Source organism: Bradyrhizobium sp. 1, from assembly GCF_023073315.1.
GTDB lineage: Bacteria > Pseudomonadota > Alphaproteobacteria > Rhizobiales > Xanthobacteraceae > Bradyrhizobium.
Genome location: NZ_JADPJH010000011.1, coordinates 520,604 through 537,874 on the forward strand (window position 1 = coordinate 520,604; position 17,271 = coordinate 537,874).

Sequence of the window (17,271 nt, forward strand, 5' to 3'; positions counted from 1 at the left end):
CGCGCGGGTGGGTTGACAGGGGCGCGACACAGGCTGGCGCAGGGCGAAGTCCCCTAAGGGATCATCCCTTCACCGGCGTCCCATCGGCCATCGTCGTCACGCCCTTCCGTTCCACGATCATCCCATAGGCCCGCGGCTGGCGGTGAACGTCGAAATTGAAGGTCGTGCGCTTGTAGGAATTGCAGAGATCGAGATCGCATCGGGCCAGCGCGATCTCATCATTCTTGGTCGTGCAGCGCGCGATGATCCCGCCGGAGGGCGCGATGATGCAGCTTCCGCCGATGTGGTCGACGCCCTCTTCAACGCCGGCCTTGGCGACGCCGACCACGAAGGTGCCGTTCTGGTAGGCGCCGGACTGCATCACCAGATGATTGTGGAACAACGAGAGATCGTCGTGCTCCGGCGCGGGCGGATTGTGCACGGGCGTGTTGTAGCCGATCATCACCATCTCGACGCCCTGCAGGCCCATCACCCGATAGGTCTCGCTCCAGCGGCGATCGTTGCAGATCGCCATGCCCATCACGCCGCCGAAGGCATCGGTCACGCCAAAACCACAGCCCGGCTCGAAATAGCGCTTCTCCAGGTGTTGGAATTCGCGCCACGGCTCATGCCCGGCATGGCCGGGCAAATGAACCTTGCGATATTTCGCAACGATCGCGCCGCTCTTGTCCACGAGAATGGAGGTGTTGTAGCGCCTGACAGTTCCAGCCTCGACCGTCAGCTCGGCGTAGCCGAGATAGAACCCGATGCCGAGCTCGCGGCCGAGATCGAACAGGGCTCGCGTCTCCGGCCCCGGCATCTCGCGCTCAAAAAAGCTGTCGATCTCCGCCTGATCCTCAAAGTACCAGCGCGGAAAGAAGGTGGTCAGCGCGAGCTCCGGATAGACGATCAGGTCGCAGCCCTTGGCTTTCGCCTGGCGCATCATGGCCATCAGCCGCGCCACGACCTCGGTTCTCGTCTCGCTTCTTGCAACCGGGCCAAGCTGGCCGGCTGCGACATCCACAAATCTCGCCACGCGTTTGTCCTTCATTCGCTTGTCGAGGGCGCACAATCAAATTCCGTGCCTCTTCGTCTGCTTCGCAGGCAGCAATCGGGCGCACACCCGAAATGCGGAACTTTCGTTGCCAAACTGCAACGGTTCCCCACGGTCTGAAGCCGGACAAAAGAAACTCCCATTCCGGCCACGAACCGCTCTCACAACGCCGTGAGACTACAGGGGAACGACGATGCGTGCACAGCGCGTTTGGAAAGTGAACGGGGCCGCCAATATCGGGCACCTTCAATCGAGACTGGACGATCTGAACAACCGTCTCAGCCAGCTCGAAAACCAGCAGCCCGACAGCCGTAAGGTTGAAGAGCTCAGATCGAGCGCACTCAGCCTGTCGCGCGAGATCGACGACATCCGCTGCGCCGAGGCGACGGCGGCGTTGAGCGAGCTGCTGCGGAAATAGGCGGCCTCGTCGATTCGCAGTTCGTAGGATGGGGAGAGCGAACGCGAAACCCATCGCGCACCTCTCGCAGGCCACGAAGCTGATGGGTTTCGCAAGGGCTCTGCGCAGCTTGACGATTGGCTCCCCTTCCAGGGAACCAACGTCGCACACCGCCATTGCCATGCAGAGCATGGAGCAAAATCATGACCAGGCACCTGACGCGAGCCCATCTCGCGCGCGGCGTGGCCGGCGCGGTGTCCACGCTGGTCCTGTGCGCGACGGCGGCATTCACCATCGCGCGCCATTTCGCGCTGTGAGGGATTTCGCATGACGTCCGACCCCGAGGAAGCGGTGAGGCTGCAAGGCTACGGCGAGATGACGTTGCGCACGGCCATCACGACGCTGATGCTGCTTGCGCCGCGCGAACGAGCGGACGCCGCCATCTTCCGCGTCCGTGACGGCGTGCGGCTTGCCTCGAGCGAGATCGCCGAACTCGCCTCGGAATGGGGCATCACGCCGGCGCCCGAGATCAGGTCGCCGAAACTCGTCCCGGAGCAGCATTGGACCCACATCGTTCGCGGCATGGTCCGCGAGGCGCCGCTGCCGGCGCTGATGGTGGCGTTCATGCTCGGCGTGCTGGTAGCGCGGCGGTAGTCTCGCGACATATCTCATCCTACCCCGTCGATACAGACTATCGAAGCCATGCCGCGCGATATGGCGAGGCGGCGAGTGCGGGCTGTTCGGTCCGCTGCTTGCCCTCTATCTCCTGGCGCCAGTGCGCCGTTCGGCGCGCAAACAGATTCGCAGGCACATAACCAGTATCACGCAAAAATTGTATGACGACCGTTAGAAATCTCAAGATTGACACGCGCATGATTTCAACTGTTAATTGCGGTCTGGGCTAACCTTCTGCGTATCATTGCCTGCCCCCGAGCTTCCCTTGCTTGTCGAGTTGCGCCGACCCTCGGCGTCGACCCACGCGAACATGCGCGCCACCTCCACGGCCGGCGTGCTGCAGACCTGTGAACTTCTCGAAGCGGAGAAGCGGCCATGAGCACGTATGATGTTTCTCTCGGACGAGCGACCAACCTGTTGGCCGGATTCAGACCGGACTGGAGCCCGTCCGATCCGGCTTCGATCCCGCTGTTCGACAGCGAAAAGCCGCCGCTGAAGATCGAAAAAGTCACGGTCGCGTTGAAGGAGGCCTCATGGGCCTTTCCGCGCGTCAGCCTGCACGATACCGCCGACAGCCTGCTAAGCGAGCTTTTCCCATATCGGGTCGGCACGTGCGCGGACGACACCGCCGCTCCCGGCATTCCAGCCGGCCCGCTGCTCATCCGCGACAAGGACAGCGAGGCGGCCACGAAAAAGCTGTCCGCATCGCTGGGCGTCGACCTGTCCAATCCGGACTTCGGTTTTTCGCTGGTCATCCTGGAACGCGCGAGCGGCGTGGGAAGTCATTACCTGTTCAAGGATGGCATCTACGTCAATCCCAATCCGTTGAAGCCCGACCCGCGTGCCGGCGTGACGGAAGATTTCCGCAAGACCCTGATCCGCCTTCGGCACGGCAAGAACCCGGAAAACGGGCGGGGCGAGCCTGCCTTCGGCGAGACGGACGCCAACGCATATCTCGAAAGTTTTCGGATCTGGGGCACGCACTTCATTTCGCGCGTGTCGATCGGCGATCGCATTTTCCAGGTGTTTGCGCATCCCAGGGAGCGCTTTGCCAGGATCAAGGCGGCTTATGCCATCCCCGGGAACGTGTTGTCGGGACCGGGTGCCGCATCCTTCGCCCAGTTCACCACAGACGTCGGTCGCGGGCACTTCGGCTACGTCCGCGAATATGGCAAATTGCTCGTCGCAAGCGGCGACGACAAGGTCGAGGCCAGCTTCAAGGACGGCAAATGGCTCGATAAGGTCTGGGCAAAGAAAAACAGCATCTTCGCGCCGTTTCAATCGGGCGCTGAGATCACGATCAGCTACCTCGACGAACATTTTCGCGAGAACGCTCCTTACGCGTTTGAACTGCACTCGCTCGACCTGTGTGCCGAGTTCGAACGCCGTGGCCGCTGGCGGCGGGCGTTGAAGGCCGCCCTGTACGCGAAATACACCGACGGTATCCGCCCGAACATCGTCTGTGATGACGATCGCGACTTCGGGACATTGTTACCCGAGGACTCCATCGGTCTGGTTTCGACCATCGGCACCCCGTCCATCAACACCTACAAAAAGAGGATCGATCTGGCCCAGGTCCGGATGATCGCGGAGGACGAAGTCAGAGAGGTAATCTTCTTCACCAACGTGCTGTCGCATACCGGCGCGGACAAGGCGGGGTTGCCCGGCGCCGAGGTCGCGCTTGTCGCGCAGATCCTCGACTTCCGCTCGCAAGACGGCAAGCCCAGGCGGCTGCAATTGACCGGGGCGGCCTTCCGGACATACGCGCTGCGCTGCCGCGAAGCCCTGGGTGCGCTCCTGATCACCAACGATTCCGACGATAGCCGCCACATGCTGGTCGACGGGCTGCGCTACGTGCTGACCGACGGAGCCCACGCGCGTTACGACGTCCGTGTCGATCTCGATCTGGTCACTCCGCCGCCGGTGGAGTTGCTGCCGAAACTCGTTGCCGCGTTCGAGTTCGCATTCACTTTCGCGCAAGCGGTGGTGAGTGATCGCCGGGTCAACGACACCAGCGACCTTCAAGCCCTCATCCACGAGTTTCTCAGCTGGATGACGAATGAGGTCATCCCCCAGGGCACCGCGACACAAGCGGGCGGCGTGCTGCTGGACCAGCGGATCCGCTGCCTCGATCTTGCCAGGCTCGCCGACGATCCGACGGCCGGAAGCTTCGTGCCGATTCTACCTTTCGACGATTACAAAAGGGAAACCGAAAGGCTGCTCGCGTTCGTCGGCGCGATCGACGACGAGATCCTCGAATACCAGCGGAAAATCGACTACCGCAAACAGCAGGAACTGATCATCAATGTGCACAAGGATCTGAACAAGGCGATCGTTGAATCGGGCGAGTTGCTGGTCGGCATCATTCAATCCAGTGCCGCTCAACAGAGGCAGATGGCCGAGTTCTACGATGAGATCATCAAGCGGCAGGTGCAGGAGCAGGCGCTGCAGCAAACAAAAACCGATGCGCTCGAGCGCGCAGTCAACGGACAGCGCGCCAATGTGACGAACGCGGTCGAGCGTTACAAGCAGGCGGTCGAGAATTGGCAGAAGCTGGAGTGGGTCAGGTTCGGGCTGGAGGTGGCGACCGGCCTGCTGCAGCTCGGGCTGAGCATTGCAGTGCCCGCCAACGCAATCAGCGCCGCCGCGTCGCTGGGCCTGATCGGGCAACGGGTGCAGAAGCTGCTCAACGTCCTGGCGGCGACGAACAAGCTGTACACCGAAGTGACGAAGACGAAGCAGTCCATGGAGCAAGCCCAGACCGCGCTGGACGACCTCGACGAATTTGACGACGCGCTGCCGGCGGAGCTGGCCTGGGACGAGATGGACGATAATTTGAAGGTGGTGCTGGCCACCGGGCCTGACGTCAAGGAGGCGAAAGCCAGGCTGTCCATGGAATTCACGGTCCTGTCGCGCCGCGGCAAAGCCTGGCTCAGCTCGCTCAGCGAGACCCAGAGACTGTCGCGCGAAATCTATCTCAACCAGCGCCGCCGCGACCTGAACCTCGAGCAGGCCAAACGCCTGGAGGCCCTGGACAAGAACCTTCATCCGCCCAAGGGCGAGCCGATCGATCGCAACAAGATCGACCTCATCGGGCTCACCGGAAGCTTGTCCTTCATGCGCAACCAGGCGCTGCTGATGCTCAGCAGGGCCTTCTCGCTCGAGGATCAGGCGCGGCAGTACGAGTTCCTCCAGCCGCCGACGGCGATCGGGTCGTTCAGCCTGCTGACCTTCAGCGGGGCGCTGGCCCGGCAGGAGTCGGCCACGGTGACCGCCAAGAGCGACTTGGCGAGGCTCCAGCCGGCCAAGACGACGCCGATCGAGTTCGTGATCGACGGCGTCGAAATCGACTCGCTGACTGGCGGCAACACGTTCAGCTTCGCCATTCGCCTGGATGCCCAGGAGTTCTTCAAATACGTCCACGCCCGCGTATTGGCGGTCGTGGTCCAGGTCGACGGGATCGCGTCTACCGACAGCGGCGACTATCTGGTCGACCTTGTCTTCAATGGCGACCCGTATTTCGATCGCGACACCACGCGCGAGCCCATGACGTTTCGTACGCCGCGGCGTCAGCGGACCTACGAATACCGCTTGCCCGATAACACGCCGAAATTCACGGATCGGGGTTTTTCCTGGTCGAAAGGCGTCAGTCCGGTGACGCCGTTCTCTAGCTGGCAAATCAGCATCCCCGACACCATGACCAACAAGGGCATGGTGTTCAAGAACACGACGGTCCGGCTCGTCCTCGGCTTCGAGCTCGAGGCGCGCATCAAGGATATCCACACGCTGCGCCTCAGAGCGCAGGCGGTGCCGACCAAGGACGAATTGATCCGCGAAATGCACGCGCAGGGCTCGGTCGTGAACGGCTGGGACGTCGTTTACAACATGGCGCTGGAACAGATCAACGCGACCATGGCGTATCAATACGAAGAGAACAATCGCCTACATCCTTCTTATGGCGGCAAGATCGACGTCGAGACTCGCCATCACGTCGCCGGCGACGTTTACGCGCTGATGCGCTTCCACCTGAAGTACGGCTATCCGAAAATCTCGTTTCTGCAGAACAACGACAAGCAGGTTAAGCTGGAGATGCCGATCGGCTCCGGGTCGGTGCAGAAATGTGTCGTGATCGGTCCGACGGGCGAGCCCAAATGCGATCCGCCCGAGCAGGTCGAAAACGTCACTTTGACCGCATACGTGCCGATCAGCAAGACCGAGGGCCTCGTCAAGCCGGACAAGAGTGGAGCCCAGACCTTCAGTGTCGTCCTCGACTTCACCCAGGGCAGTTTCGACGTCGCCCAGATGGAGCTGAGCCCCGAGCAGAAGCTTGAATTCAGCAAACAGCTCAAATTGTATTTCGCCGAGAATCCGGTGACCTACGTCATCAACACGCTTGACCTCTCGCAGATTTCCACCGTCGACGCGATGCGCCCGAACGCGTTCCTTTTCAAGACCTGGACCACGCCTGCGAACGTGAAGATTCTGCAGCTGTACATCAATACGGGCAACCGACCGGCGTTGCACTACGACCGCACGAATCTGAACAATTGCGACGAGCCACTGCCCTACGGCCAGGAATCGTCGATGATGATTTCAAGCCGTCTCTTCTGCGGCGAGGTGCTCCCCGTCAGCCTGAACAAGGACGGGTGGAGGATCGAAGGCTTCGCCAAGGGAGGCGACAGCAAGAACGTGAGAGACGCCTGGTACGGGAAATATACATCGGGTGCCGTGCGCGGTCGCCTGGATCTCTCCCCGCTGTGGGACAGCTACAAGAAGTCGGAGCGATCGTTCAAAACAAGATGGGCCTGGATAAACCCGCCTGGCGAGTACCGGTTGCCGCCCCCTCTGTTTCCTCCGCAGCCGCGCACCCTGGTGTATGATCTGGATTGGAACATATCCGGCATGACCCTCCGGCCCTCCGCGGATGGACGAATGCGGCTGGCGTTTTTCAATCAATCGAAGCAGGAATTCATTTATTCCTCCGGCGTGTTTGCCTATTACAGCGCGCGCAAAGAGATCATCTCTTATGGAGAGAGTACTCACAACACGGAGTACAACGTCGATATCAACAGCATCGTCCCGCTCGCGATCACGAAATCCGGGCGCGAACAGGAAATTCACGTCGACATCAAGAGCATCTCCGTGGAGGTCAGCGGGCATTTGTCCGGCGGCGGCCCGAGCAATTGCGACAACATCGAAGCCCTTTTCAATCAAAACCTCAAGGCGCAGCTCCCGGATCAGGTCAAGAAACAGTTGAACGCGGGTTTTGCTCCGATCTCGATCTTCGCGCTGAAGAACCTGTTGTTTCCGACGAAGAGCTATATCGATATGGAGGCCGTCGCCGTGCCGGGCGACATGCTGCTGCTGGGCAACTTCAAGAAGGACTCATAAGAAGCTGGCGTAGGTTTCACTGCGCTCCACCCATCCTGGAGCCACTGATAGCTGCGTTTTTTTGGTGGGCGCGGCGGTGGCCGCGCCAACGCTGCTTGCACAGATTATTTCTGTTCGCTGGCCCGCATCTGCTCCGCGTAGGGGCGCAAGGCCTCGGACATGTTGTCGAGGTGTTTCTGCCACTCTGCACCGGGCATGAATGAGATGACGGGCTCATCCCCGGGCGAGTTCGTCACGAACTCTGGATTGCGCAGGCCCTCGGCAATCCCGGCTTCCAGCCTCCTGACGATGTCGTCTGGAACACTCTTCGGGACCGCGAAGCCGCGTTCTGCCGTTGACGTGACTGGAATGCCCACCTCCTCCGCCGTCGGAACGTCGGGCAGCGATGAAAAGCGCTGCTTCGACAGGATCGCGATGACGCGAAGTGGCCCCTTGTTGGCGCCATGCAATTCGGGAATCTCGCTGAGACTGACCATCCCGACTTCCAGATGCCCGCCCAGCAGGTCGGTCCGCTGCGCGGCCGTGCCTCTGTAGGAGATTTCGTTGGGCTCGACCTTCGCGGCTGCCGCGAGCATGCGAATGGCCAAATGACCGTTGGTGCCGGCACCGTTGTGACCAAACGTCACCGAGCCCGGCTGGCTACGAAGTGCGGCAATGACATCCGGCAGATTTTTGAATCTGCTGTCCGCGGGCACCACGATCACATTCGGATCTTCGACGACCCGTGCGACCAGCCGGATGTCGTCCGTGGTGTATTGGGTTTTGCGGGTCATCGGCAAAAAATTATAGCCCGGCACGTTGACGACGCCGATCGCATAGGCGTCGGGCGCCGCGCGCGCGATCGCAGCGAACGCGATCTCTCCACCGGCGCCAGGCTTGTTCAAGACGACAAACTTCGCCTTGCCGCCCAGCGCGCGCTCGACGAAGGGAAGCAGTTTGCGAGCCATGACATCGGTGCCGCCGCCGGGCGCAAAGCCAACGACGACTTCGATCGGCTTGTCGTCCGGCCACGCGGCCCATGCCGACCCGCAAGTCACGAAGCCAAAAGCTGCGACGAGCGCGACGATTGTCCTGTTCATGATTTCCTGCCCTGTTTTTTGTTTTTGCCCGATCGCGCCCTCGAACGCGCGATCGACTGTGGGGGCATCTAGCGGTCGGCCTGACCGGATGGCAATCGATTGTCCCGAGCGTCCGCGTTTGATGAGCTGCGGCGGTTTTTGAGGCAATTGCGGACGCGTCAGAGGAAGCCCCGTGGCGGTGCTTGCTTGGCGGCGGGATGGTAGTCCTCTGACCTACCGCACAACGCCGGACCATCAATGCCGGCGAAAAGGAAGCCATGCCGCTGCGGCAAGCCGCCCTGCCCGGCCAAATCGGCCGTGGACCCGTCCCGAAAATCGTTGCAAAAAGGGCTCCCGAGGCCCCGGCGGCCGGTCCGCCAAGCCTTCAGGAACAAGCCTCTGGGAAAACGTCAACTTTTGGAAGAATGGTCGGAGTGGCAGGATTCGAACCTGCGACCCCTGCGTCCCGAACTACAATGCCTACCTATATAGCACTGTAATTGCAGCGATTTTTGCTAAGCTTCGGGTACGTTTTTCTTGGTTTGTTCACGTTCATTCTGTACCCAAGCTGTACCCTCACATGATGTCCTGACGGGACCGGCGACGAGCTTTGGAAGTTCTGAATGCGCCAGGTGTTTGTCACAATCGTTTGAGGGGATATCTACATGGCGGCCTTCGCACGCCTCAGACTTTTTCCATACTATCTCAACAGCCGGCGCTTAGGCCTCCTCGCTAACATCAAATTCCAAACCGAGGCGCAAGAACCGCTCGTCAACAATTCAGGCGAGCGTGCCGATGCCATGAGGGACGTCGCAGCGACGGCCGAAGACCTACTCCGATCTGGTCAGTTCCCGAACCTCACCGAGGTCGTTGCCACGAAAGACGTCGAGGGCGAGCGCATCTTAGGATTCTTATGGGGCGTCTTCACCTTTTCCGGCGCGGCTGAGGCCATCAGACGGGCGCAGGAACGAAAGCCGGCTAAGAATGCCACGCTTAGATCGACTACCCCCCTAGCAGCCGTCGAATACGAAATGGCCGGCGAGATGAGCAACGATCATTTCTATTCATCAACCTCGGTCTCGGTCTTGAAAGGGAGGAAGCGCATGCTTGTTGCCGGCCACTTCGAATTTCATGGCCAAAGGGTCACGGTCTTCCCCTACATCATCGGCGAAGAGATTGAAGGCGCTGGAACGCTTCCAACACCCATCGCGACCTCAATTCGCGTCTATCCGCAACAAATAGATGCGTTCGCGCGAGTCGAGCACAGTCCTCAGCCAACAGCGGCCGCACTCAAGGCAATTGAGACGATGCCTGAGGCGGACGTCAAGCAAGCTTTCGCCGACATTATTGGGGAGCCCTATGTGCCGAAAGATTGGGGCGGCGAAAAATCTGACCTTCAGACCACGCGCCTGACGATTGACGGAGAGCCAACGTCGACGGCGTTCATCTTCAAAGGCCCGTCCGTGCCAGGCCCGCTACATCCCGCCAACATGGGCAAGCGCGGTGATCAACTCATCCGCGCGTTCGAAGAACCGGTCGACTTGATCGTCGTCCAACACTGCAACAAAATAGAAAACACAGTCGTTCGAATGACTGAAGGCCTTGCCTACGATCCGCGCCGACCGCGTCGGTACTGCATCATCGACGGCGCCGACACCGCGCAAATTCTATCTGCCTATGGCAAGCTGAACGGACAGCGAGCAAAATCACGTGCGAAAAAGTAGTCTTGGCTCCCCGCGCGCGTAGCGCGGTTGAACTGCGCTAGATTTGTTTCCGTTGTCGTGCGGACAGCTGCGCTAACGAGTGGTAGCTCTGACATGAGTGGAAGAAAGCCACGGCACAGCCTGTCCGGCACTATGAACACGCCAGCTTGTGCCCTATCTTGGCAGTCCATCGATATGGATATGGTCGACAATTTTGCTGTCACCTGGCTGCATCCTCACACCTGAGCGCGGGTTTGTTCGCAGATAATCGGCCACTTCGTCCAATGTGGTGAGCCAGACTGGGTCTGTGTTCATCCCCTTAGGAAAGCAGCGGAACTTTCCAGCTTTGCTCGGGACGACACACTTTATCACCCTGCCGTCGACGATTTGTTCGATCCGAGAAACAGACATTGACAACCTTTAAGGCAAATTGAGACGGGCCTTACGTAGGCGGGGCGCCGGTCGTGAAACCGAATGCGCCGGTCCGAGGAACATAATATAGTGTGTAATCGGTCACCGGCTCGTTGTGACTCAGTTGTGCTCGGATCTTCTTTGGAGGGTCGTAGCTTTTTACACACTGATCCACATGTTGTCGAATAAAGCTAAATAGATTGGCTCCCTTACAAAAGAGGGCATCAAACTCGTTCCACGAGATAACGCGAGGTTGACCACCGTTCCGCTTGCGGATGCGAACTCCATCCGCAGCTAGAATGTAGTCCGCATGTGCGATCGCGTTTCTCAGGTCGGGATCAAATGCATCTCTGAATATTTCAGACAACTCGAACAGCTGGATGTCATACGCATGGCCCATCATGTTCTTCATGATGGCATTCGCGTTGGGATCAATAGCACGGCCTGTCTTCTCATGCCTCTTTACCAAAGATTGAAAAGGCCAGATGTTGTTGCCCTTCCCTTCAATCGTCAGCATGAGCTTTTTGGGTATCTCGTAGAAGCCACTGCATTCCGAAAGCATAAGGTAAAACGCAAGAATAATCCGAACGCGGACCGCATTATTTTCATCAAGTGACTTGATGTGGTCCGTGAACTGATCGAACGCTTGCACTGCTTCTTCGCCCGTGTTCCAGCCGCCGTCTTGCATACCGCGAAACTCGGGCATCAAGGCCATAACGAAGTGCAGTTCGTTCTTTAGCTTCGCTTTCTCGAACAGATCTTCGAGCGCGCGTTTAGCCTTATTATAATACGCTTGGTTAGGGTCCGGCTGTTGTCCCACTGCCGACGCCGCCATGTTCTTCCCCCCTAAAAGCCTGGAGCCCAAAGATCGTTCTTGAATGGCAATTTACCTACAGCCTCTTCTGCTCCTCGCGAGGTACAGTCAGTATGGCGATCAAGAAGGGGACCTGGGATCATGCACGTACATCCTCTGCCCGCTCCACACCGCGATTTCGCCGATCAGGGGGTTCCGGTTGAAGAGATTTGCGATGAGGCACCGGTTCCTGAGCCGCTATTTATGGTAACTGGTCTGTTGTACTTCCAAGAATTCCTTGCGCTTAGCGTTAGAGATTTCTCCATCCGCGCAATCTCGCCTTCGATTTGATCCTTCAAGATCTTCCACTCACTTGGACCGAGCTTGCCCTTGTTGAGTTTGGTTCGCTCCGCTGTGAGGTGGGATATTTGCTGGTTTATCTTGTCGTAAAGTTTCGCATTCACAAATGTCTTGTTTAATTTGAAGGTGCCATCCGTAAAGAACGTTGGGCTAAAATCGCAGGGCGGATTGTACTTAAAGAACTCAATTATATTGCGACAGTGGAGCAGAAAGCTCTCGACCATGGCGTTGTGAACGGCCTGCGACGGGCTTCCAGTAATCGCAATTGCGAAGGTCGCACGCATCATGTCAATCTCATATGGGAGATGCTCCTCCCAAAACTCTTGCTTCTGTGCCGCGGTGATATTCTTGGATTTCTTCTGCCTCTTCTTCATCGCCTACCCCCAAGCATCTCGTGGATGTTCTTGAACATTTTGGGCCATGAGCCGCGCATCAACTTAAACGAGAGTATGCAATTATAGTCGCTTCTGCACCTCGCGAGGCACTGGCCATATGACGCGGGAGACCACGAAGGAAGCTGGGTCGTTCACATATACGCCAAGGGCCGCTTCGAACTTCTGACGATACCTGATCTCGACATCGAGGGCGTCACCCGCTCCCAGTAGATGCTCGCGTCGATCTAATTTATCGAGAAATGCCTTATCTGCGACGGGCGCAGAGAGGGGCACGCCGTTCCATTCAAATGACCACTTGCGCCTGGCATGATTCAACCACGCCTTTAAGATGACAAGGCGAGCACGCTCTTTCCTGGCGCGTTCCAGTGGCTGCTCTTCCAGCTCCACAATAGGCGTCACGACGAATCGAAATTCAGACCGCGGGATCGAGATGAGGGGGCGCGGGTCAGCAATGCTGCCGGTGATACCAAACTCCTTGACGTGAGTATCCGCCTCAAGGCTATCGAAGGTTTTTCTTACTCCTTCTTGAACCGCTGGACTTTTCTTCACGTTCTCAGTCGCATCATGGACCACTCGCGGGACAATGATCGTGTCGTTCCCGTGTTTGATGATGACTTCTGTTGTATTAATAGTGATCTGGGGCTTCGGATCAGCGCCCTTCAACGTCGCATCATAGATGACGTTCGATACGACGTTCCACAAGATGGTACCAGCAATGCCGGACAGCACACCACCAGTGAAACCTTTCTTCAGTTTACGAAGTACAGTTCGGTAGCTGCCCGGTCCCGTCGCCTCGACGATGATCTCGATTTCTTGGCCAGGATCGATCGCGGCGTTAACAGCGTAGGCTGTGTCAGCGAAGCCGATTAGAGCGTTCGCCAGCGTGTATGCATCAATGGCCCCCTCAGGACCACCGAAGTGCAGGACAATAGTGTCATGAGAAAAGGCGTCGAGCCGGACGGTAGCCATCTTCCCCCCGGGAAAAATCGTAGGGGCACAACCAGCGCGTTACAAGGCCCTACACTCGTCTAATGCGTCGGCACTGAGCGAAGCGAAAGCAAATGGCTTGCTCAAATTCAAGCAAGGCCAATCGCAGTGACGCGCCCTACAAAATGCAAAGGCGCCTTGTTCGACATCCACGAGCTAGGTAAGAGCGACACCTGAGCACCCTGCGTGCAACACGCACTGCATGCTGCAAACTCGCACCGAATAGATGCGATACAGGCCGAATGCTGCGAGAAACACGCCATTCAGCTCTAATTTTTGTTAGTGAGAAGGTCGAGATTTGCTAAATCTGTACCCCAACCTGTACCCTGCGCTCAGGTTGAGCAAACAAACAACAAAAAAATCTGAAGCATTTCAATGCTTTAGATGGTCGGAGTGGCAGGATTCGAACCTGCGACCCCTGCGTCCCGAACGCAGTGCTCTACCGGGCTGAGCCACACTCCGACAAGAAGGCGGCTTATAGCGTTGGGTTTGACGCACCGCAAGCGGCCGGCATGAGGAATTTTGTCCCTGTGAAAACGGGTCTTGAAACGCTGATTTTACCGGCCGGCGCGGCCGGCGCCGAGGCCGCCGCCCGGACGCTTGCGGCCGGAGGGCTGGTCGCGTTCCCGACCGAGACGGTCTACGGGCTCGGGGCGGACGCCGCCAATGCCACCGCGGTCGCCCATATCTACAGCGCCAAGGGGCGGCCGGCCTTCAATCCGCTGATCGCCCATGTCGCGGATCTCGCGGCCGCGCGGCGGATCGGGCGGTTCGATGCCCGCGCCCTGAGGCTCGCGGAGGCGTTCTGGCCGGGGCCGCTGACGCTGGTGGTGCCGAAGACGGACGATTGCCCGGTGGCAGATCTCGCCACCGCGGGCCTCGACACGGTCGCCATCCGCATTCCAGCCCACCCGGTGGCGGAGGCGATTCTGCGCGCCTTTGGCGGGGCGGTGGTGGCGCCGTCCGCCAATATCTCAGGGCACGTCTCGCCGACGCTGGCCGCCCATGTCGAGAGCGACCTTTTTGGCCGGATCGACCTCATCATCGACGGGGGGCCCGTTACAGTCGGCGTCGAATCGACCATTGTCGGCTGCCTCAACGCGCCGATGCTGCTCCGCCCCGGCGGGCTGTCGCGCGAACGGATCGAGGCGGTGCTCGGCTTAGCCCTGGCGCGGTCGCCGGTGGAAGCCGGGAGCGACGACAGCCAGCCGCTGGCGCCGGGCATGCTGGCCTCGCATTACGCGCCGCGCGCCGCTGTGCGGCTCGACGCACAGGACGTGGCGCCGGGCGAAGCGCTGCTGGCGTTTGGGCCCGATCGCCTGCCCGGCCTGGAGGCAGCCGCCGCTGTCATGAATTTATCGCCCGCGGCTGATCTCGATGAAGCCGCCGCTAATCTGTTCGGCTATCTTCGTAGCCTGGATGCGAAGACCCCGCGGGCGATCGCCGTGATGGCGATTCCCGAGGAAGGCCTGGGCGAAGCCATTAATGACCGGCTGCGGCGCGCGGCAGTTGCGCGATAAGAGTGGAAGTTAGAGACGAGACAATGAACATCAATAAATCCGCCACCCCTCCGCTTGCGCCCGAGTTGATCGAGCAATTCCGCAAGATCGTCGGCGACCGTCACGCAATCACCGACGCAGCCGACATCGAAGCTTACGTCACCGAGGAGCGCAATCTGTTCCACGGCCGTTCGCCGCTGGTGCTGCGCCCGGGCTCCACGGCGGAAGTCGCCGAAATCTGCAAGCTCGCCTCCGCGCACAAAATCGCGCTGGTGCCGCAGGGCGGCAACACCGGGCTCGTCGGCGGCCAGACGCCGCATAACGGCGAGGTCGTGGTGTCGCTGCGGCGCCTGGACAAAATCCGCGAGGTCGATACCGCCTCGAACACCATGACCTGCGAGGCCGGCGTGGTACTGCAGATCGCGCAGCAGAAGGCGTCCGACGTGGACCGGCTGTTCCCGCTGTCGCTCGGCGCCGAAGGCAGCTGCACCATCGGCGGCAATCTCTCGACCAATGCCGGCGGCACCGCCGCGCTCGCCTATGGCGTTGCGCGCGAGATGGCGCTCGGGCTGGAGGTCGTGCTGGCCGACGGGCGCGTGCTCAATTCGCTGTCGAAGCTGAAGAAGGACAACACCGGCTACAATTTGCACAATCTCTTCATCGGCGCGGAGGGCACGCTCGGCATCATCACCGCGGCGACGCTAAAGCTGTTTCCGAAGCCGCGGGCGGTCGAGACCGCCTATGTCGGGCTGAAATCGCCGGAGGCGGCGCTGAAGCTGCTGACCATCGCGCAAAGCGAAGCCGCCAATGCGCTGACGAGTTTCGAGCTGCTGTCCGAGATGGCCGTGGATTTCTCGGTCCGCCACGGCATCGACGTGCGCGATCCGCTTGCCGAAAAACATCCCTGGTACGTGCTGATGGAATTATCCTCTCCGGGCGACGACGCCCGCACGCCGCTGGAGACGATCCTCGCTCGCGCCATGGAGGAGGAGATCGTCGACGACGCCGTGATCGCGGCCAACCTCACCCAGCGCAACAATTTCTGGAAGCTGCGCGAGGAGATGTCGTCGGCGCAAAAGCCGGAGGGCGGCTCGATCAAGCACGACATCTCCGTGCCGATCGCGGCCGTGCCCGCGTTCATCACGGAGGCCAATGATGCGGTGGTGAAGCTGATCCCGGGCGCGCGGCCGGTGCCGTTCGGCCATCTCGGCGACGGCAATCTGCACTACAATGTCAGCCAGCCCGTCGGCGCCAACACCGCGGATTATCTGGCGCGCTGGCACGAGATGAACGCGGTCGTGTTCGAGATCGTGCTGCGCATGGGCGGCTCGATCTCGGCCGAGCACGGCATCGGCGTGCTCAAGCGCGACGAGCTGCCTGAGGTGAAGGACAAGACCGCAATCGAGCTGATGCGCCAGATCAAGGCGATGCTCGATCCGCAGGGAATCATGAACCCGGGGAAAGTGCTGTGAGTCCTCTCAAGATCGATGCGATCACCGACGCCGATGTCGAGCCTGTGGTCGCGCTGTGGCAGCGATGCGGCCTGACGCGGCCCTGGAACGATCCGCATGCCGATATCGCGCTGGCGCGGCGGCGCGACAACTCGACGCTGCTGATCGGCCGCGATGGCGGCGCGATCGTCGCCACCGTCATGGTCGGCCATGACGGCCATCGCGGCTGGGTCTATTACGTCGCGGTCGATCCCGACTGCCAGAAGCGCGGCTTTGGCCGGGTGATCATGGCGGCGGCTGAAGACTGGCTGCGCGCCGCCGGCATCCTGAAGCTCCAGCTCCTGGTCCGGCGCGGCAACGAGCCGGCCAATGCATTCTACGGGTCGCTGGGCTTTACGGAATCCACTTCGGTGATGTTCCAGAAGTGGCTCGACGGCCGCGAGACCACGCCAAGCAACTGAGACCCTGCCATGACCATTTCCGACCGCGTCCGCATCAAGGACGTCCGCGTGCTCTCGGACAATTGGACGCCTCTGAAAGAGACGACATTCGAATACCGCCGCGCCAATGGCGAGTGGCAGACGCAGCACCGCGAGACCTACGAGCGCGACAACGCCGCCGCCGTGCTGCCCTACAATCGCGCACGGCGTACCGTGATCCTGGTCAAGCAATTCCGCCTGCCGGCGTTCATCCGCGGCTATGACGACCTCCTGATCGAAGCCGCCGCCGGCGTGCTTGACAACGCCGAGCCCGAGATGCGGATCCGCGCCGAGGCCGAGGAGGAGACCGGCTATCGCCTGCACCACGTCGAAAAAGTGTTCGAGGCCTTCATGAGCCCCGGCGCCATCACCGAAAAACTGCATTTCTTCATCGCCGCGTACGAGCCGGAGATGCGCGTCAGTGACGGCGGCGGCCTCGAACACGAGGGCGAGGACATCGAGGTACTGGAGCTCGGCATCGACGAGGCACTGGCGATGATCGCGGACGGCCGGATCATCGACGCCAAGGCGATCATGCTGCTGCAGCATGTGGCGCTGCATGTGTTTCGGTAGGTGAGGCCTCTTCACCTCGCCCCGCCTGCGGGGAGAGGTCGGATTGCATCGAAGATGCAATCCGGG

General features: G+C 60.2%; 13 protein-coding genes and 1 tRNA gene. 8 read left to right on the plus strand and 6 right to left on the minus strand.

Translation table 11 applies throughout. From position 1 onward, the window contains the following. Positions 1-61: 61 nt before the first annotated feature. Positions 62-1,030 (minus strand): N-carbamoyl-D-amino-acid hydrolase, encoded by a 969-nt coding sequence (locus IVB29_RS07800; protein ID WP_247502809.1) that lies wholly within the window; start codon positions 1,028-1,030, stop codon positions 62-64. A gap of 196 nt (positions 1,031-1,226) precedes the next feature. Here IVB29_RS07800 and IVB29_RS07805 point away from each other — a divergent pair, with 196 nt between their 5' ends. From IVB29_RS07805 to IVB29_RS07815, 3 genes are all read left to right on the plus strand, one after another. Then, a complete protein-coding gene (locus tag IVB29_RS07805) occupies positions 1,227-1,451 on the plus strand; it encodes a hypothetical protein (protein ID WP_247502810.1) in 225 nt (74 codons plus the stop codon). Between the two features lie 306 nt (positions 1,452-1,757). Next, a complete protein-coding gene (locus tag IVB29_RS07810) occupies positions 1,758-2,084 on the plus strand; it encodes a hypothetical protein (protein WP_247502811.1) in 327 nt (108 codons plus the stop codon). A gap of 396 nt (positions 2,085-2,480) precedes the next feature. Continuing rightward, the gene (locus tag IVB29_RS07815; RefSeq protein ID WP_247502812.1) at positions 2,481-7,496 is read left to right on the plus strand and encodes a hypothetical protein; all 5,016 of its coding nucleotides are present in this window, start codon (positions 2,481-2,483) and stop codon (positions 7,494-7,496) included. A 104-nt stretch (positions 7,497-7,600) separates the two neighbouring features. Here IVB29_RS07815 and IVB29_RS07820 read toward each other — a convergent pair whose 3' ends face one another. Beyond that, complete coding sequence (locus tag IVB29_RS07820; RefSeq protein ID WP_247502813.1) at positions 7,601-8,722, minus strand: tripartite tricarboxylate transporter substrate binding protein; 1,122 nt, start codon at positions 8,720-8,722, stop codon at positions 7,601-7,603. 497 nt (positions 8,723-9,219) lie between these two features. Between IVB29_RS07820 and IVB29_RS07825 the strand changes: the two genes are divergently transcribed. Beyond that, positions 9,220-10,278, plus strand: a complete 1,059-nt coding sequence (locus IVB29_RS07825) for a hypothetical protein (RefSeq protein WP_247502814.1) — start codon at positions 9,220-9,222, stop codon at positions 10,276-10,278. A gap of 421 nt (positions 10,279-10,699) precedes the next feature. Here the strand turns inward: IVB29_RS07825 and IVB29_RS07830 are convergent, their stop codons facing one another. The 4 genes from IVB29_RS07830 to IVB29_RS07845 all read right to left on the minus strand — a co-directional run bounded on the left by IVB29_RS07830 (position 10,700) and on the right by IVB29_RS07845 (position 13,665). Further along, entirely contained in the window at positions 10,700-11,503 is an 804-nt protein-coding gene (locus IVB29_RS07830; RefSeq protein WP_247502815.1) for a hypothetical protein, read from the minus strand. Between the two features lie 164 nt (positions 11,504-11,667). After that, positions 11,668-12,195: a hypothetical protein gene (locus IVB29_RS07835; protein ID WP_247502816.1), complete on the minus strand. Its 528-nt coding sequence runs from the start codon at positions 12,193-12,195 to the stop codon at positions 11,668-11,670. 81 nt (positions 12,196-12,276) lie between these two features. Beyond that, positions 12,277-13,185 (minus strand): hypothetical protein, encoded by a 909-nt coding sequence (locus IVB29_RS07840; protein WP_247502817.1) that lies wholly within the window; start codon positions 13,183-13,185, stop codon positions 12,277-12,279. Between the two features lie 403 nt (positions 13,186-13,588). After that, positions 13,589-13,665, minus strand: a tRNA-Pro gene (locus IVB29_RS07845). Positions 13,666-13,733: 68 nt separating this feature from the next. On the opposite strand from IVB29_RS07845, the gene IVB29_RS07850 reads away from it, so the two are divergent. The 4 genes from IVB29_RS07850 to IVB29_RS07865 are packed head-to-tail and all read left to right on the plus strand — an operon-like array spanning position 13,734 to position 17,205. Continuing rightward, the gene (locus IVB29_RS07850; RefSeq protein WP_247502818.1) at positions 13,734-14,723 is read left to right on the plus strand and encodes an L-threonylcarbamoyladenylate synthase; all 990 of its coding nucleotides are present in this window, start codon (positions 13,734-13,736) and stop codon (positions 14,721-14,723) included. Between the two features lie 23 nt (positions 14,724-14,746). After that, a complete protein-coding gene (locus tag IVB29_RS07855) occupies positions 14,747-16,174 on the plus strand; it encodes an FAD-binding oxidoreductase (RefSeq protein ID WP_247502819.1) in 1,428 nt (475 codons plus the stop codon). After that, a complete protein-coding gene (locus IVB29_RS07860) occupies positions 16,171-16,614 on the plus strand; it encodes a GNAT family acetyltransferase (protein ID WP_247502820.1) in 444 nt (147 codons plus the stop codon). The genes IVB29_RS07855 and IVB29_RS07860 overlap by 4 nt, the downstream gene beginning before the upstream one ends. A gap of 9 nt (positions 16,615-16,623) precedes the next feature. After that, the gene (locus IVB29_RS07865) at positions 16,624-17,205 is read left to right on the plus strand and encodes a GDP-mannose pyrophosphatase (RefSeq protein WP_247502821.1); all 582 of its coding nucleotides are present in this window, start codon (positions 16,624-16,626) and stop codon (positions 17,203-17,205) included. The last annotated feature ends 66 nt before the right edge of the window (positions 17,206-17,271 follow it).